Source organism: Salicibibacter kimchii (assembly GCF_003336365.1).
GTDB lineage: Bacteria > Bacillota > Bacilli > Bacillales > Marinococcaceae > Salicibibacter > Salicibibacter kimchii.
Window position 1 is genome coordinate 3,490,711 of sequence record NZ_CP031092.1, and the last position, 16,200, is coordinate 3,506,910.

Annotated in this window: 11 protein-coding genes, 14 tRNA genes and 2 rRNA genes; 23 read left to right on the forward strand and 4 right to left on the reverse strand. The window is 49.2% G+C overall.

The features are described from left to right. Window positions 1-35: 35 nt before the first annotated feature. Both DT065_RS17775 and DT065_RS17780 read right to left on the reverse strand, forming a co-directional pair. The gene (locus tag DT065_RS17775; RefSeq protein ID WP_160112640.1) at window positions 36-1,274 is read right to left on the reverse strand and encodes a GTPase family protein; all 1,239 of its coding nucleotides are present in this window, start codon (window positions 1,272-1,274) and stop codon (window positions 36-38) included. Between the two features lie 18 nt (window positions 1,275-1,292). Continuing rightward, on the reverse strand, window positions 1,293-2,588 hold the full coding sequence (locus DT065_RS17780; RefSeq protein WP_114375671.1) for a glutamate-1-semialdehyde 2,1-aminomutase: 1,296 nt from the start codon (window positions 2,586-2,588) through the stop codon (window positions 1,293-1,295). A 136-nt stretch (window positions 2,589-2,724) separates the two neighbouring features. Here DT065_RS17780 and bcp point away from each other — a divergent pair, with 136 nt between their 5' ends. The 3 genes from bcp to perR all read left to right on the forward strand — a co-directional run bounded on the left by bcp (window position 2,725) and on the right by perR (window position 4,263). Then, window positions 2,725-3,195, forward strand: a complete 471-nt coding sequence (gene bcp, locus DT065_RS17785) for a thioredoxin-dependent thiol peroxidase (protein ID WP_160112641.1) — start codon at window positions 2,725-2,727, stop codon at window positions 3,193-3,195. Window positions 3,196-3,407: 212 nt separating this feature from the next. Beyond that, entirely contained in the window at window positions 3,408-3,713 is a 306-nt protein-coding gene (locus DT065_RS17790) for a cyclic-di-AMP receptor (protein ID WP_114375674.1), read from the forward strand. A 106-nt stretch (window positions 3,714-3,819) separates the two neighbouring features. Continuing rightward, window positions 3,820-4,263: a peroxide-responsive transcriptional repressor PerR gene (gene perR, locus DT065_RS17795; RefSeq protein WP_114376423.1), complete on the forward strand. Its 444-nt coding sequence runs from the start codon at window positions 3,820-3,822 to the stop codon at window positions 4,261-4,263. A gap of 130 nt (window positions 4,264-4,393) precedes the next feature. Here perR and DT065_RS17800 read toward each other — a convergent pair whose 3' ends face one another. Next, a complete protein-coding gene (locus DT065_RS17800; RefSeq protein ID WP_227002661.1) occupies window positions 4,394-4,738 on the reverse strand; it encodes a DUF2614 family zinc ribbon-containing protein in 345 nt (114 codons plus the stop codon). A gap of 438 nt (window positions 4,739-5,176) precedes the next feature. On the opposite strand from DT065_RS17800, the gene DT065_RS17805 reads away from it, so the two are divergent. The 17 genes from DT065_RS17805 (at window position 5,177) to DT065_RS17885 (ending at window position 12,309) form a co-directional block, all read left to right on the forward strand. After that, window positions 5,177-6,733, forward strand: a 16S ribosomal RNA gene (locus DT065_RS17805). Between the two features lie 189 nt (window positions 6,734-6,922). Next, window positions 6,923-9,851, forward strand: a 23S ribosomal RNA gene (locus DT065_RS17810). The 16S and 23S rRNA genes sit together here with 13 tRNA genes alongside, the layout of an rRNA operon. Before the next feature lie 135 nt (window positions 9,852-9,986). After that, window positions 9,987-10,061, forward strand: a tRNA-Asn gene (locus tag DT065_RS17815). Window positions 10,062-10,065: 4 nt separating this feature from the next. Further along, window positions 10,066-10,156 (forward strand) — tRNA-Ser (locus tag DT065_RS17820). Window positions 10,157-10,231: 75 nt separating this feature from the next. Beyond that, window positions 10,232-10,306 (forward strand) — tRNA-Glu (locus DT065_RS17825). Window positions 10,307-10,319: 13 nt separating this feature from the next. Continuing rightward, a tRNA-Met gene (locus DT065_RS17830) sits at window positions 10,320-10,396 on the forward strand. 232 nt (window positions 10,397-10,628) lie between these two features. Then, window positions 10,629-10,704, forward strand: a tRNA-Asp gene (locus DT065_RS17835). 10 nt (window positions 10,705-10,714) lie between these two features. Further along, window positions 10,715-10,790 (forward strand) — tRNA-Phe (locus tag DT065_RS17840). A gap of 7 nt (window positions 10,791-10,797) precedes the next feature. Continuing rightward, a tRNA-Thr gene (locus DT065_RS17845) sits at window positions 10,798-10,873 on the forward strand. A 76-nt stretch (window positions 10,874-10,949) separates the two neighbouring features. Then, window positions 10,950-11,035: transfer RNA gene (locus tag DT065_RS17850), tRNA-Tyr, on the forward strand. Window positions 11,036-11,038: 3 nt separating this feature from the next. Continuing rightward, window positions 11,039-11,112 (forward strand) — tRNA-Trp (locus DT065_RS17855). Between the two features lie 16 nt (window positions 11,113-11,128). Next, a tRNA-His gene (locus DT065_RS17860) sits at window positions 11,129-11,204 on the forward strand. Window positions 11,205-11,210: 6 nt separating this feature from the next. Next, window positions 11,211-11,285 (forward strand) — tRNA-Gln (locus DT065_RS17865). Window positions 11,286-11,367: 82 nt separating this feature from the next. Continuing rightward, window positions 11,368-11,442, forward strand: a tRNA-Cys gene (locus DT065_RS17870). Between the two features lie 3 nt (window positions 11,443-11,445). Then, window positions 11,446-11,536: transfer RNA gene (locus DT065_RS17875), tRNA-Leu, on the forward strand. Window positions 11,537-11,634: 98 nt separating this feature from the next. Continuing rightward, complete coding sequence (locus DT065_RS17880; protein WP_114376425.1) at window positions 11,635-12,141, forward strand: dUTP diphosphatase; 507 nt, start codon at window positions 11,635-11,637, stop codon at window positions 12,139-12,141. An 83-nt stretch (window positions 12,142-12,224) separates the two neighbouring features. After that, window positions 12,225-12,309 (forward strand) — tRNA-Leu (locus DT065_RS17885). A 223-nt stretch (window positions 12,310-12,532) separates the two neighbouring features. Here the strand turns inward: DT065_RS17885 and DT065_RS17890 are convergent. Next, the gene (locus tag DT065_RS17890) at window positions 12,533-13,225 is read right to left on the reverse strand and encodes a B3/B4 domain-containing protein (protein ID WP_114375678.1); all 693 of its coding nucleotides are present in this window, start codon (window positions 13,223-13,225) and stop codon (window positions 12,533-12,535) included. A gap of 83 nt (window positions 13,226-13,308) precedes the next feature. Here DT065_RS17890 and queG point away from each other — a divergent pair, with 83 nt between their 5' ends. From queG to DT065_RS17905, 3 genes are all read left to right on the forward strand, one after another. Beyond that, window positions 13,309-14,460, forward strand: a complete 1,152-nt coding sequence (queG, locus tag DT065_RS17895) for a tRNA epoxyqueuosine(34) reductase QueG (RefSeq protein WP_114375680.1) — start codon at window positions 13,309-13,311, stop codon at window positions 14,458-14,460. A gap of 34 nt (window positions 14,461-14,494) precedes the next feature. Further along, window positions 14,495-15,004: a methylated-DNA--[protein]-cysteine S-methyltransferase gene (locus DT065_RS17900; protein WP_114375682.1), complete on the forward strand. Its 510-nt coding sequence runs from the start codon at window positions 14,495-14,497 to the stop codon at window positions 15,002-15,004. 248 nt (window positions 15,005-15,252) lie between these two features. Next, entirely contained in the window at window positions 15,253-16,158 is a 906-nt protein-coding gene (locus tag DT065_RS17905) for an amidase domain-containing protein (protein ID WP_227002662.1), read from the forward strand. Window positions 16,159-16,200 lie beyond the last annotated feature (42 nt).

Here is a 16,200-nt window from a genome sequence, read left to right on the forward strand (position 1 = left end):
CCTTTCATACTGGAAGTGGGACGTGAGAAAGTGTTTCACCTTTCTTCGAATACATCCGCCGGTGGCTTTGATTGGTTGTTATAGGCTTCTTTTGCTTCATGGGCCGGACGCTTTTCGATGAAGTAAAGAATGGCAGCTCGACATAATCCCCACGTAGCTGTTGCCGCCAATGTGCCGGAGATGGCATGGCCGGCGACCGGAAACGTCATTTTACTCAGTGACCGAGCCAACTGTCGAAAGGCGAAAGCGGTGCCGACATTGGCGCCCATCGCACCCAAAAACTCAGCCATTGATTTTCGGTCCAATTTCCTTCCCGATACGTAAGCAATGCCGGCAATCATGGACGTTTGTATACCGGTAATGACCGGCAAGTCTGCTAGTGGAATCGGCTGAGCGCCAACGCCGCCGGTAATCGCGGAAGCACTTTTACCAATCGTTTTGGCGATGCGGATTTGAATCGTTTTCGCCTGTGTAATGCGTGCCCACTGCATCCACGTGCTCCCCGGCAGCTGCTCGAGCAAAAAATCGATCAGTTCATCAATTCTCCAACGTCGGTCATAGACTATTTCCCCGTTCTTAAACGCGATATAAGCACAAACCGGAAGGATACCGGCAACTTCAGGCAAATGCTCCTTTAACATGCGCTCCATATGGTCGCTCGCTCGCCCGATGTTGGCGACTTTTTCTTCTTCAAAGGGAGGGTCAGTATCATAAACAGGGTCAAGCTCGTCTACTTGTGTGACAATCCCTATCACCGGAGGCAGGTAATCATGTTTCTTTTTAATGATGTCCCGAAGTTTTTTTAACTGCTCAATATCTTCATTAACACGGGCGTCTATCTCTTTTGCTTTCACAAGAAATAAAATGGCATCGGGATAACGGGAGGAAAGGGCTTCCTGCCAAGTGTCTTCTTCCGTCTGGTGAAAGTGTGTTTCATCCCCTTCCCCGAACCCCCGTGTATCCAGCACTTCCATGACGGCTTTTTGGGTGTTATTTTTGTACGTATGCCAAGCCCCCCGTTCGGTTTTCGCGGTAACGGCGCCGATCTCAGCTACCGGCGCTTGGAAGATGGCATTCACAAGTGTCGATTTGCCTGCGCCGCGCCTCCCCACGACGGCAAAACGAGGGGGGCGCGAATCTACAAACAGTTCTTCGAGCCGTTCCAGCTCGCCGGAGACACGCTTTTGGATATTCGGAGGTAATTTTGGCATCACTTTTTTTCGGAATAAGCGCAACGGTTCCTCCAAATATTCTTTCTGATCGTCCTCATGCATAAGTGTCATCCCTTCTCATCAGGATTTGTTAATTGCTTGAAAGGCGGTTTCAGCCGCTTCGAGGGTCGTGGTAATATCTTTTTCCGTATGCGCGCTCGTTAAAAACCAGGCTTCGAATTTGGAAGGAGCTAGGTGAATGCCTTGTTCCAACATGGAATGAAAAAATGTCGAAAAATGCGTACCGTTTGTGGCATCTGCATCGTCATAGTTTTTCACGGGTTGGGAGGTAAAGAACAAGGTAAGCGCGCCTATTTTACGGTTGATTTGTATGGGTACTTGAGCGTTTGCTGCAATTTTTTGCAATCCGTCTTCAAGTTTTTTCCCCAGTGTTTCCAGTTTATCATATAATAGCTTGTCCTCTAATACTTCGAGGCAAGCGATGCCTGCGCTCATGGAAGCGGGATTTCCTGCCATTGTTCCTGCTTGATAGGCCGGTCCCAACGGTGCTATCTCTTCCATAATGTTTACGTTCCCTCCGTAAGCGCCGATCGGTAACCCACCGCCAATAATTTTCCCCATCGCCGTTAAATCAGGGTAAACTCCGAGAATATCTTGGGCTGCCCCGTAGTGAAAGCGAAAGGCTGAAATCACCTCATCATAAATGACGAGCGCTCCGACATCATGCGTCATTTCGTTCACTTTTTCGAGAAAGCCAGGTTCTGGTTCTACAATACCAAAATTGCCGACAATTGGTTCCACGAGGACAGCGGCAATGTCATCGCCGAAAGTTTCGAGTGCTTCTCGGTAGCGTTCAACGTCATTAAAAGGAACCGTAATAACTTCTTTCGCCGTATTGCTTGTAACACCCGCCGAGTCCGGAGACCCTAACGTGGCAGGGCCCGATCCGGCAGCGACGAGAACCGGGTCGGAATGTCCGTGATAGCTTCCGGCAAATTTAACGATTTTATCCCGGCCGGTGTAGGCACGCGCGATCCGTACTGTCGTCATCACGGCTTCCGTGCCGGAATTGACGAAACGAACTTTTTCGAGGGAAGGGACGGCTTCTTTTAATTTTTTAGCAAACTGGTTTTCCAAAGCAGTGGGAGTGCCAAGCAAAACGCCGATTTGAGCCGCTTCCGTAATCGCCTTCGTAATATGCGGGTGGGCATGCCCGGTAATGATTGGCCCATAACCGCCAATATAATCAATGTAGGCGTTTCCGTCCACATCATATAAGTACGCGCCTTCTCCTTTTTCCATAAATACGGGAGTGCCCCCGCAAACGCCTTTGAAGGCGCGGGAAGGACTGTTCACTCCGCCAACGATATGTGATTCGGCTTCTTTAAATAGTTCTTTTGAGTGCTGAGTGTTCATTGTTAATACCTCCAACTCCGATTTTAACGATCACATGCTCTTGACCTATTTTACCAGACAATGATTAGACAAAGCATGGGGGAAGCAGGCATAATGAAATTAGGGACGGAAAAACACGAAGAAGGAGATGGGCCAAATGGATCTGACAGAGAAGCAAGCCCCTGATTTTACATTGCAAGCCAACAACGACGCTGAAGTAACATTAAGCGACTTTCAAGGGAAGACGGTTGTATTGTACTTTTATCCAAAAGACATGACTCCGGGCTGTACGACACAAGCGTGTGATTTTCGGGATGCGTTACCCGATCTACAAGCAGAAGACGTGGTCGTTCTTGGCGTTAGTCCAGATCCGGTAGATAAACATGAAAAATTTGCAGAAAAACATGAACTCCCGTTCTTGTTGTTATCCGATCCGGACCAAGATGCGGCAAATAAATACGGGGTATGGCAGTTGAAAAAGAACTTTGGGAAAGAATCCAGGGGGATTGTTCGCTCCACATTTGTGATTGACTCGGACGGAACCGTCATAAAGGAATGGCGAAACGTTCGTGTAAACGGACATGTCGACGAAGTCCGTGCTTATCTGACAGAAAAAAGTGGGACGTAGCGGAAAAAGAACGACATTTTATGTTGTTCCCGAAGTGTCTCCCTACAAATGTCGATGTTTCGAAAGGTTATGAAGCGGAGATATTTGCTATACTATAGTAGGGGATCAAAATATCGAAAATCGAATAATATAGGGGTTACCACTGAATTGGTGAAGGCTTTCTTTTTTTTATAGCTCTTAACGATGATTACCTTTGCGGGGAGATGGGGCTGATGAAATTATTCGTATGTATTGTCAATGATGTCTATCGGGATCATATGGAAAGCAGGTTGCAAAACGAGGGTTTTCGCATTACCGAATTAGCGAGTAGTGGAGGGTTTCGCCGCAAAGGCAATACAACGTTTTTAATCGGTTGTAATGAACGTGACATCGAGCAACTGAAAAAATCGATGCAGGATGCGTGTCTTCAATTAGAGAAGAAAAAGAAATTAGAAGGGCGCCCTCAATATCGCTATACGTCCATTATGTTAAATACTTCTGAAGGAGAGGACTGGTTGTCCTTATATAATAAATCATAAGGAAAGTAAAAGGCCCTTTTCGTTGACAACCAACACCGTATTTCGTAAAATTTAAGTTGTATATGATAATGGGATAATTGTTTTGAAAGAGGGGGGCATGACGACGATGGAGAATGAAAATCTTCAAAAAGCGGTTGAAATGTTGAAAGCAGCTAAAGTTCGAATGACGCCGCAACGTCATGCGATTTTAGAATTTATGTTTGAAACCATGAGTCATCCCACTGCGGATGAAATTTATAAAGCGCTTGAGGAAAAGTTTCCGAATATGAGCGTAGCGACGGTATATAATAACCTCCGGGTATTTAAGGAAGTCGGGATTGTTAATGAATTGACATATGGCGATTCATCCAGCCGTTTCGATGCGGCGACGGATACCCATTACCACATTATATGTAAAGACTGCGGCAAGATCGTTGATTTTCATTACCCTGTCTTGGATGAAGTCGAAACGTTAGCGGAGCATGTCACTAATTTCCAAGTGGATTCTCATCGTATGGAGATATATGGGAAATGTCCATCGTGCCACAGCAAAGAGCCGGTTCGTTCATAAAAAGGTCCCGCATCGATCGGTGATGCAGGGCTTTTTTATTGGGGGCAGAACGTATGAATAATGGGAGAAGAAACAATGTAGGCTTTCGTCGTCGTTGACGAAAGCCTAGTTTATCTAACATTGGTATTCTTTATTGTTGGAAGTTTTTACGATTATAACGTGCGTCCAACTCTTTTCCTTCCAGTTTCGGATCAAGCGTCAGCGGTTCATCACAATGCATGCAGGCGTCGACTCGGCCCAGTATTTTCGTTTGCTTTTCACAATTGGGGCATATCACTTGCAAGGTTTGCGTAGATTTCATTCCGATCCACAAATAAACGAGCGAGCTGGATATCACGGATAAAAAACCGATAATCATCGCGATGCTCATAAGAATAGGACTATCGCTAAATACAAAGATGGCAATATACATGATAAATATTCCGATGAATATTAAAGCCATCGCAAATGTACGAATCCGGTTGATTTTTGCCACGGTGGTACCTCCTTGCTTTCGATCCCACATGTTTGGGTCTTGTCCGTCATTGTATCACAACTTGTCATCGTTAAACCATTGCTGTATATGTAGTGATGAAAAGGAATCTAGGCGTGTTCATTGTTTTGAAACATAAGAAGCCAAACGACAAAAATCCCTTCTAACCAAAAGCCGTATGTCCGGACGGCTTTAAAATAAAAAAGAGAAATTTAAAAAACAGTTGACGCCATCAACCCCACATGATATCTTAGGAATCGCGTTAACGGGAAAGGTTATTTTAAGTATTGACGCGATAAAGTTCATTTGTTATTATAAATGGGTCGCTTTAAACAGCGACATCATCATTTGCCCTTTGAAAACTGAATGAAAGCCAAGCGAACGAATATATTAAAGCAAGAGTCAGCGCGACGCGCACCCCCCGTGTGCGAAGCGGAACTTTTTATGGAGAGTTTGATCCTGGCTCAGGACGAACGCTGGCGGCGTGCCTAATACATGCAAGTCGAGCGGGCCTCCGGAGGTGCTTGCACCTCCGGAGGCCAGCGGCGGACGGGTGAGTAACACGTGGGCAACCTGCCTTGGAGTGCGGGATAACACCGGGAAACCGGTGCTAATACCGCATACGTCCTCTTTCGCGCCTGCGAGAGGGGAGAAAGACGGTCGATGGCCGTCGCTCGAAGAGGGGCCCGCGGCGCATTAGCTTGTTGGTGGGGTAAGAGCCTACCAAGGCGACGATGCGTTGCCGACCTGAGAGGGTGATCGGCCACACTGGGACTGAGACACGGCCCAGACTCCTGCGGGAGGCAGCAGTAGGGAATCATCCGCAATGGGCGCAAGCCTGACGGTGCAACGCCGCGTGAGTGAGGAAGGTTTTCGGATCGTAAAGCTCTGTTGTGAGGGAAGAACAGCTCTTGGAGGAAATGCCGGGAGTTTGCCGGTACCTCACCAGAAAGCCCCGGCTAACTACGTGCCAGCAGCCGCGGTAATACGTAGGGGGCAAGCGTTGTCCGGAATTATTGGGCGTAAAGGGCACGCAGGCGGTACGGCAAGTCTGATGTGAAAGGCCGGCGCTCAACGCCGGAATGGCATTGGAAACTGTCGCACTTGAGTACAGAAGAGGAGAGTGGAATTCCACGTGTAGCGGTGAAATGCGTAGAGATGTGGAGGAACACCAGTGGCGAAGGCGACTCTCTGGTCTGTGACTGACGCTGAGGTGCGAAAGCGTGGGGAGCGAACAAGATTAGATACCTTGGTAGTCCACGCCGTAAACGATGAGTGCTAGGTGTTAGGGGTTTCGATACCCGTAGTGCCGAAGCAAACGCAATAAGCACTCCGCCTGGGGAGTACGACCGCAAGGTTGAAACTCAAAGGAATTGACGGGGGCCCGCACAAGCGGTGGAGCATGTGGTTTAATTCGAAGCAACGCGAAGGACCTTACCAGGCCTTGACATCCTCTGATCGCCTTGGAGACAAGGTTTCCCCTTTGGGGCAGAGTGACAGGTGGTGCATGGTTGTCGTCAGCTCGTGTCGTGAGATGTTGGGTTAAGTCCCGTAACGAGCGCAACCCTTGAATGTCGTTGCCAGCATTAAGTTGGGCACTCGACATTGACTGCCGGTGACAAACCGGAGGAAGGCGGGGATGACGTCAAATCATCATGCCCCTTATGGCCTGGGCGACACACGTGCTACAATGGACGGTACAACGGGCAGCGAAGCCGCGAGGTGGAGCGAATCCCCGCAAAAGCCGTTCTCAGTTCGGATTGCAGGCTGCAACCCGCCTGCATGAAGCTGGAATCGCTAGTAATCGCGGATCAGCATGCCGCGGTGAATACGTTCCCGGGCCTTGTACACACCGCCCGTCACACCACGAGAGCCGGCAACACCCGAAGTCGGTGAGCGAACCCTGATGGGACGCAGCCGCCGAAGGTGGGGCTGGTGATTGGGGTGAAGTCGTAACAAGGTATCCCTACCGGAAGGTGGGGATGGATCACCTCCTTTCTAAGGAGCTTATCGGCCCTTCCAAGCGAAGGGCCGGAGGCAAGCGCTTCGGCTTTCATTCAGTTTTGAGCGGGCAACTGCTCAAACAAGACGTTCTTTGAAAACTGAATAACGCGAGTAAGTTTGAAACGACACACACCGGGTGTCAACAAGAAACGAGCGTTTCTTAGAAAGACCCATTCCTAATGTGGTTAAACAAGGAAGGGCGCACGGTGGATGCCTTGGCACTAGGCGCCGATGAAGGACGGGACGAACACCGATATGCTTCGGGGAGCTGTAAGTATGCGTGGATCCGGAGATGTCCGAATGGGGGAACCCCTTCTCCGTCATGGGAGAAGATCATCTGCCCAACAGATTAAGCAGATGAAGGCAAACCCGGCGAACTGAAACATCTTAGTAGCCGGAGGAAGAGAAAGCAAACGCGATTTCCTGAGTAGCGGCGAGCGAAACGGAAGGTAGCCCAAACCAAGCGGCTTGCCGCTTGGGGTTGTAGGACACGCCATATGGAGTGATAAAGGGACGGTGTAGCGGAAGCGACTTGGAACGGTCCGTCGCAGAAGGTAAGAGCCCTGTACGCGAAACACTGTCCTCTCCGGCGTGGATCCTGAGTACGGCGGGACACGAGAAATCCCGTCGGAATCCGGGAGGACCATCTCCCAAGGCTAAATACGCCCTAGTGACCGATAGTGAACCAGTACCGTGAGGGAAAGGTGAAAAGCACCCCGGGAGGGGAGTGAAAGAGAACCTGAAACCGTGTGCCTACAGGTGGTCAGAGCCCGTTCATGGGTGATGGCGTGCCTTTTGTAGAATGAACCGGCGAGTGACGATGACGTGCAAGGTTAAGTTGAAGAGACGGAGCCGCAGCGAAAGCGAGTCTGAAGTGGGCGAGTGAGTACGTCGACGTCGACCCGAAACCGTGTGATCTACCCATGTCCAGGGTGAAGGTCGGGTAACACCGACTGGAGGCCCGAACCCACGTAAGTTGAAAATTACGGGGATGAGGGGTGGGTAGGGGTGAAATGCCAATCGAACACGGAGATAGCTGGTTCTCCCCGAAATAGCTTTAGGGCTAGCCTCGGAGGAAAGAGTCCTGGAGGTAGAGCACGGATTGGATGAGGGGTCCCTACAGGATTACCGAGTTCAGTCAAACTCCGAATGCCAGCGACTTGTTCTCCGGGAGTCAGACGGCGAGTGCTAAGATCCGTCGTCAAGAGGGAAACAACCCGGACCACCGGCTAAGGTCCCCAAGTATGGGTTAAGTGGGAAAGGATGTGGCGTTGCTTAGACAACCAGGATGTTGGCTTAGAAGCAGCCATCATTGAAAGAGTGCGTAATAGCTCACTGGTCGAGTGACGCTGCGCCGAAAATGTACCGGGGCTAAACCCATCACCGAAGCCGTGGACCCGACACGTAGTGTCGGGTGGTAGGGGAGCGTTCTGTAGGCAGAGAAGGTCGACCGAGAGGACGGCTGGAGCGTACAGAAGTGAGAATGCCGGTATGAGTAGCGAAAAGAAGGGTGAGAATCCCTTCCGTCGAAAACCTAAGGTTTCCTGAGGAAGGCTCGTCCGCTCAGGGTTAGTCGGGGCCTAAGCTGAGGCCGAAAGGCGTAGGCGATGGATAACTGGTGGAAATTCCAGTACCACCGATGGCTGTTGGACCGAAGGGGGGACGCAGAAAGGTAGGGAGAGCGCGCTTATGGAAAAGCGCGTCGAAGCGTCCGAGGCTGTTGGGCAGGCAAATCCGCCCAACGAGAAGGCTGAGGCGTGACCGCGAGGGAAAATGAGTACCGAAGTCCCTGATCCTCCGCTGCCGAGAAAAGCCTCTAGGAAGGTCATCGGTGCCCGTACCGCAAACCGACACAGGTAGGTGGGATGAGAATTCTAAGACGCGCGGGAGAACTCTCGTTAAGGAACTCGGCAAAATGACCCCGTAACTTCGGGAGAAGGGGTGCTCTTGCGGGTGCAAGCCTGCGGGAGCCGCAGTGACAAGGCCCAAGCGACTGTTTACCAAAAACACAGGTCTCTGCGAAGTCGAAAGACGAAGTATAGGGGCTGACACCTGCCCGGTGCTGGAAGGTTAAGAGGAGGGCTTAGCCCCAAAAGGGCGAAGGTCCGAATTGAAGCCCCAGTAAACGGCGGCCGTAACTATAACGGTCCTAAGGTAGCGAAATTCCTTGTCGGGTAAGTTCCGACCCGCACGAAAGGTGCAACGACTTGGGCACTGTCTCAACGAGAGACCCGGTGAAATTATATGACCTGTGAAGATGCAGGTCCCCCGCGACTGGACGGAAAGACCCCATGGAGCTTTACTGTAGCTTGATATTGGGTTTTGATATTGCTTGTACAGGATAGGCAGGAGCCAAGGAATCCGGAGCGCTAGCTTCGGAGGAGGCGCTGGTGGGATACTGCCCTTGCGATATGAAAATCCTAACCTCGAGCCGTGACCCGGTTCAGGGACAGTGTCTGGTGGGCAGTTTGACTGGGGCGGTCGCCTCCTAAAAGGTAACGGAGGCGCCCCAAGGTTCCCTCAGAATGGTTGGAAATCATTCGTAGCGTGCAAAGGCAGAAGGGAGCTTGACTGCGAGACATACAGGTCGAGCAGGGACGAAAGTCGGGCTTAGTGATCCGGCGGCACCGCATGGAAGGGCCGTCGCTCAACGGATAAAAGCTACCCTGGGGATAACAGGCTAATCTCCCCCAAGAGTCCACATCGACGGGGAGGTTTGGCACCTCGATGTCGGCTCATCGCATCCTGGGGCTGAAGTCGGTCCCAAGGGTTGGGCTGTTCGCCCATTAAAGCGGTACGCGAGCTGGGTTCAGAACGTCGTGAGACAGTTCGGTCCCTATCCGTCGCGGGCGCAGGAAATTTGAGAGGAGCTGTCCTTAGTACGAGAGGACCGGGATGGACACACCGCTGGTGTACCAGTTGTTCCGCCAGGAGCATGGCTGGGTAGCTACGTGTGGATCGGATAAGTGCTGAAAGCATCTAAGCACGAAGCCGACCTCAAGATGAGATTTCCCGCGAGACCCCTTAAAGACGATAAGGTAGATAGGTCTGGTGTGGAAGCGTGGCGACACGTGGAGCTGACAGATACTAATCGGTCAAACGGTTTATCCACACATGGGTCCCCCGGTAGTGGTCAAACGAAAGCGTTATTCAGTTTTGGGAGAATGTCTATCCAAAGTTAAAAAAATCCTTGAAAGTTATTGAGAAATGTACTAAACTAGTGTTGTCCGTTCGGCCAACAAGACATTCCACAGTAGCTCAGTGGTAGAGCAATCGGCTGTTAACCGATGGGTCGCTGGTTCGAATCCGGCCTGTGGAGCCATTATGGAGAGCTGTCCGAGTGGCCGAAGGAGCACGATTGGAAATCGTGTAGGCGGCAACCCCGTCTCGAGGGTTCGAATCCCTCGCTCTCCGCCATTCCAGACTATAGAAGTCAGAGATCAGAAATTTAGCACACTGTCATCCGAATTCCGATATTTCGGCATCAGATACGGCCCGTTGGTCAAGGGGTTAAGACACCGCCCTTTCACGGCGGTAACGCGGGTTCGAATCCCGCACGGGTCACCATGATTTTTTATATCGCGGGGTGGAGCAGTCAGGTAGCTCGTCGGGCTCATAACCCGGAGGCCGAAGGTTCGAATCCTTCCCCCGCAACCAATTTAAGAACCTGTAACTACGTTGAATAAGCTACAAAGCAAAGGTTCATCAGGAGCACTTTGGAGTGCAACCATAATAGTTTGCGTAACTACCTCGATTTCTCTGCGAAGCAAGCAAACGTCATGTGTACTTTGGAGTGCAACCAATATTGTTTAAAACAATATTGTCTAGGAACTACAAATCAAGATTTTTTTATTACATAGTAACGTTTCAATCCATTTAGTGAATAACCGGGCCTGTGGTGTAGTGGTCAACATGCCTGCCTGTCACGCAGGAGATCGCGGGTTCAAATCCCGTCAGGCCCGCCATTTATATATTGGCTCGATAGCTCAGTCGGTAGAGCAGTAGACTGAAAATCTACGTGTCGGCGGTTCGATTCCGTCTCGAGCCACCATTTGTGTGCCGGTCTAGCTCAATTGGCAGAGCAACTGACTTGTAATCAGTAGGTTGGGGGTTCAATTCCTCTGGCCGGCACCATTCTAGAAGTTAGAAATAAGACGATGGAATTTGGATGTTTTCAAACTTCCAACATCTATTCTCTAACATCTAAACTGGAGGAGTAGCGAAGTTGGCCAAACGCGGCGGACTGTAAATCCGCTCTCTCCGAGTTCGGCGGTTCGAATCCGTCCTCCTCCACCATTAAGGGGTATAGTTTAATGGCAAAACAGAGGTCTCCAAAACCTTCGATGTGGGTTCGATTCCTACTACCCCTGCCATTCATAATCGCTGATGGCGGTTGTGGCGAAGTGGTTAACGCACCGGATTGTGGCTCCGGCACTCGTGGGTTCGAGTCCCATCAACCGCCCCATTATATTGGGCCATAGCCAAGCGGTAAGGCATCAGGTTTTGGTCCTGAGATGCGCTGGTTCGAATCCAGCTGGCCCAGCCAATACTTGAGCCATTTAGTGATAGATAGTTTCTTGTCAAGGTGGGGTCACGAGTTAAATTCTCGTCTTCCGCTCCAAATTTATGGCGGCATAGCCAAGTGGTAAGGCAGGGGTCTGCAAAACCTCTACGCCCCGGTTCAAATCCGGGTGCCGCCTCCATGTGCCGGGGTGGTGGAATTGGCAGACACACAGGACTTAAAATCCTGCGGTCGGTTATACGACCGTGCCGGTTCAAGTCCGGCCCTCGGCACCATATGAATACATGAACGTTTTGATATAATGCGATCACCGCGGCATTGCAGGTGATCGTTTTAACTTCTTACTCACATAGAAAGGGGCTTAATCTTGGAAGTGAATGTTCAGGTGAAAAAACTGACAGCAGATGCAAAGCTCCCTTCATACGGCAGTGATAGTGCCTCCGGGTTTGATTTGTATGCGGATGAAGAAGTGATTATTGCCCCGGGTGAATCTAAAAAAGTAAAAATCGGGCTGGCTTTTGCTATCCCAAATGGCTATGAAATGCAAATTCGCCCTCGGAGCGGGATGTCAAAGAAGACAAAATTACGACTCTCCAATGCACCGGGAACCATTGATGCCGATTATAGAGGAGAGGTAGCTGTCCTGCTTGATAACACGTCGGAAACGAGCACAGATGAGGAAAACATCATTCTATCCATTCAAGGGGAAAAAGAAGAAAGGGAAGCCACTTATCTTAAAGGGACCTATATCATTCAAAAACATGATCGTATTGCTCAGGGTGTTTTACAAGAGGTACCGAGAGCGGTTTTTTCAGAGGTCGATGTACTCGATGAAACCGTACGTGGTACAGGTGGGTTTGGTTCAACCGGAGTAAAATAAAACCGATGAAAAAATATGAAAAATGGCTTGCATAAATGCCCTTAAACATGCTATATTATTACTTGTCGGTCACCACAATACAAGGCGATGTGGCGGAATTGGCAGACGCGCGCGACTCAAAATCGCGTTTCTAAGGAAGTGTGGGTTCGATTCCCACCATCGCCACCATACATAGGAAACGGCGGCACCTCTTCATGAGGTGTCTTTTTCATAGGAAAGATTCCGGTTCCCACTCGATAAATGTTAAATGAATAACCCCTTCTATTTGTGTGAAAATAACACAAAGGGGGGTTAATCCATGTATATGATTATACTGTTAGCCATACTGTTATTAGGTGTGTTGGGGGTGGCATATGGAGCATATGCTGCTGCTCGCGAACTGAAAAAGTGATCAATGAACCCTCGGTCGTTGCTTGGTTAGCACGGCCGTTTTAACATGCCCGCTGTGTACTTGTTGGAACATTTGACCGATGTTATCTGTGAGGGCGCGGGCGTCAGCCTCGGATAATGACGGTCGTAAATAGAGCAATTGTAAAATGTGTTTCGTGTTTGAAGAGACAGCGCTGCGTTTGCTGTCAACCATCGGACTCCCGAAGGCGCCATTAGGATCAACATTCGTTATTTTGTCTTTCATATGGTTGATCCTTCCGTTCAATCCTTCGTACTCATCCGTCGCTTCCCCTTTCCGAACTTCAATAGGCTCCTGCAACTCTTCCAGGTCATACAAGCCGATGGGCATTTGATAATAAAGGGAAAAGAAGTTATTCAGCACGATTGCCGATGAATCTGATGAGGGGAGCCCTTTCCCCTGCTTTAAGCGTCGAAAAAGCGCCTCATGGGATGGGCGATAGCGTGTTGGATCGGTGCCGATTTGTTTAAATACTTGTCTCCACTCCTTAACGCCTTCATAATAGGTGATAGGTTGATCAGATAAATCCAGTTCTACAGTCTTTTGGAACAATTCGATACGCCCGTTCAATTCCTTGGGCGGGGAATCGATGACGATTGCTTCGTACTGAATACAACCGATTTTAAAAGTGGGAACGTCTTTCTGTAAATCAGGATGTAATGATATTGGAATCATAACCGAATGTGCATCTCCTTCGCTATCGTAAATGCCATTATTCTAACATATACAACGGAGGTTATGGAGAGTAGGTGAAAACCATGACAAACGCCCAGCTAAAAGAAGAGCTGGTTGCATACAGTAAAAGCATCGGCATCGACAAAATTGGCTTTGCCAGTGCAGACCCGTTTTTGACACTGAAAGAACGGTTAAAAACGCAACAACAACTGGGCTATCAATCAGGTTTTGAAGAACCGGATATCGATAAACGAACAGAGCCGGAACGATTACTGCCTTACGCCAAAACGATCATTAGCATTGCCCTTGCTTATCCGGCGAAGCTGGAAAATCCACCAAAAGGAGTGAAGGGCAAGAGAAGGGGAATTTTTTGCCGGGCGTCCTGGGGAGAAGATTATCACATCGTCCTCAATGATCGTCTGCAAAAATTGGAAGCCTTTATCCATGAACGCGTGCCGAGCGCTAAGATGGCCTCTATGGTTGACACAGGAGCTCTATCGGACAGGGCTGTTGCTGAACGTGCCGGAATCGGCTGGAGCGGAAAAAATTGCGCGATCATTACCCCTGAATTTGGCTCGTATGTTTACCTTGGGGACATGATCACGACGATTGCATTTGAACCGGACACCCCGATTGACGATCAATGCGGAACATGCAATAAATGCGTGGATGCTTGCCCTACAGGGGCACTCATCCAAGGGGGGCAATTGGATTCAAATAAATGCATCGCTTTTTTAACGCAAACAAAAGAAATGATCCCCGAGCGTTACAGAAAAAAAATAGGCAACCGCCTGTATGGCTGTGACACATGCCAAGTTGTCTGTCCCGAAAATAAGGGGAAGGGAGAAGAATACCAGCCGGAATTTACGCCGGATCCGGAAAAAGTGAAACCTGAGTTGTTGCCATTGCTCTCGATTTCAAACCGGGAATTCAAAGAAAAATACGGGAAAATGGCGGGCTCCTGGCGAGGGAAAAAACCGATCCAGCGAAATGCGGTTATGGCATTAGGCCATTTTCGTGAAAAAGGGGCCGTACCCAAACTGCAATCGTTACTTACCCATGACCCTCGCCCCGTTATACGCGGTTCTGCAGCCTGGTCGCTCGGAGAAATAGGAGAGAGCGATGGAAATCATGCAGCTCTACAGGCTGCCAATGAACAAGAAGACGATGCTTCCGTACGTGGAGAGATTCGACAAGCCCTGATGAAACTCGAAAAGGAAGTGGAACATTCATAGACATACCTACATTACAGGAGAAAGGGCGTTAGATATGGAAGAATCAGTGAGGTTCACGGAGATGGAAACGCCGATCGGCACTCTCACCCTTGTGGCCACTGAGAAAGGTTTGTGTCAGCTGCTGTATGGAGATAGTAACGAAACATGTGTAAAAATCCGGACGTGGATGGCAAAAAAAAATATGCGCCGGGAAATAATCCGAGATGATTCCTGCTTTAGAGAAACTACAAAGCAGTTGCATGAATATTTTCAAGGGAAACGACACGTGTTTGATTTGCCGGTGGATATGTATGGAACCTCTTTTCAAAAAAGTGTGTGGGAAGCATTACAGCGGATCCCTTACGGCGAGACCCAGTCGTATAAACAAGTAGCGGTCGCTATTCACTCGCCGAAGGCTGTTCGTGCAATCGGATCGGCCAACAATAAAAACCCCCTTCCAATTATCGTCCCTTGTCATCGGGTGATCGGAAGCAATGGAGCAATTGTAGGCTACGGTGGCGGAATCGAAAAAAAGAAGAAGCTATTGGAACTGGAAGGAGCTTAGACGGGCTAAAACTATAGCCCGTCTTTTTTGGCAGGTAAGAAAGTATGAAACTTTTTCCTGCATAAGTACAACTAAGGCTTGGCGAAAAGCCAAGTTTTCAAATACGATGAAAAAGTATAAATGGAAGATAGTATAAGAAAAACGATGGTTTCCACCGTTAAGACTTGGCGGAAAATCGTGCATCTAGTGATGTTTTTTGCAGTCGGGCATAATGTAGTGACAGAGTGATTCCGTGAGGGGGGAACAGGTTGGATAGGGAAACGCAGCAGCTATTTGAAAAGCATCTTATTCAACTAAACCAGTGTCATTTAGATGGTACGAAGGTTAAGGCGATGACAGATGATGAACGTAAATGCTTTGAACGGGAGCAAAAGCGCATGAAGCAGAGCAATACACGGGTGTTGAAGATGAGTGGAGAGATTGTTCCTTATCGCTACACATCGTGTGGGAGTGATCGCACCGTTCATTATATGTATGATTATGCCCGGTTTGTCCTTACGAACGAAAGCTTTTATCTCGAGGAATCAAGGGAACACCGACGGTCCCTTTTGAAAGGGAAAAAAATCATTCAAGATCGACGACTGCCGACGCCAAAGTCCGATGAGAGGAAAAAGGAAGCATTTGAGTCCTTGAATGATTCACGAGACTCCCCAGATAGAGCGTCCATCTATAATCGATTGGAAGCGGTAAAATACGCAGAGCGTTGGTGGGATGCTTACAACCCTCAATATCATCATTTTGCGGATAATTGCACAAATTTTATCTCCCAATGTTTAAAAGCAGGGGAGGCACCGATGCATGGGGCTCCTCAGAGAGGGAGGGGCTGGTGGTATACAGGGGACAACTGGAGTTACAGTTGGGCGGTAGCCCATTCGATGCGTTGGTATTTAAGTGGTGCTACGAAGGGGCTGATGGCGAAAGAGGTGGAACGGGCTTCTGATTTACAACCCGGGGATATTATTTGCTATGATTTCGATGGGGACGGTCACTGGGAGCACACTACGATTGTCGTCATGAAAGATGGGAATCACGAGCCGCTCGTGAATGCCCAAACCGAGAACAGCCGAAATCGGTATTGGAGCTATGAGGACTCTACGGCCTGGACCCCGAATATCACGTACAAGTTTTTTCAAATTAATGATCAATTGACGTGAAAACAAGGCTTTCCGGTCATCCCGGGAAGCCTTGAAATTGGA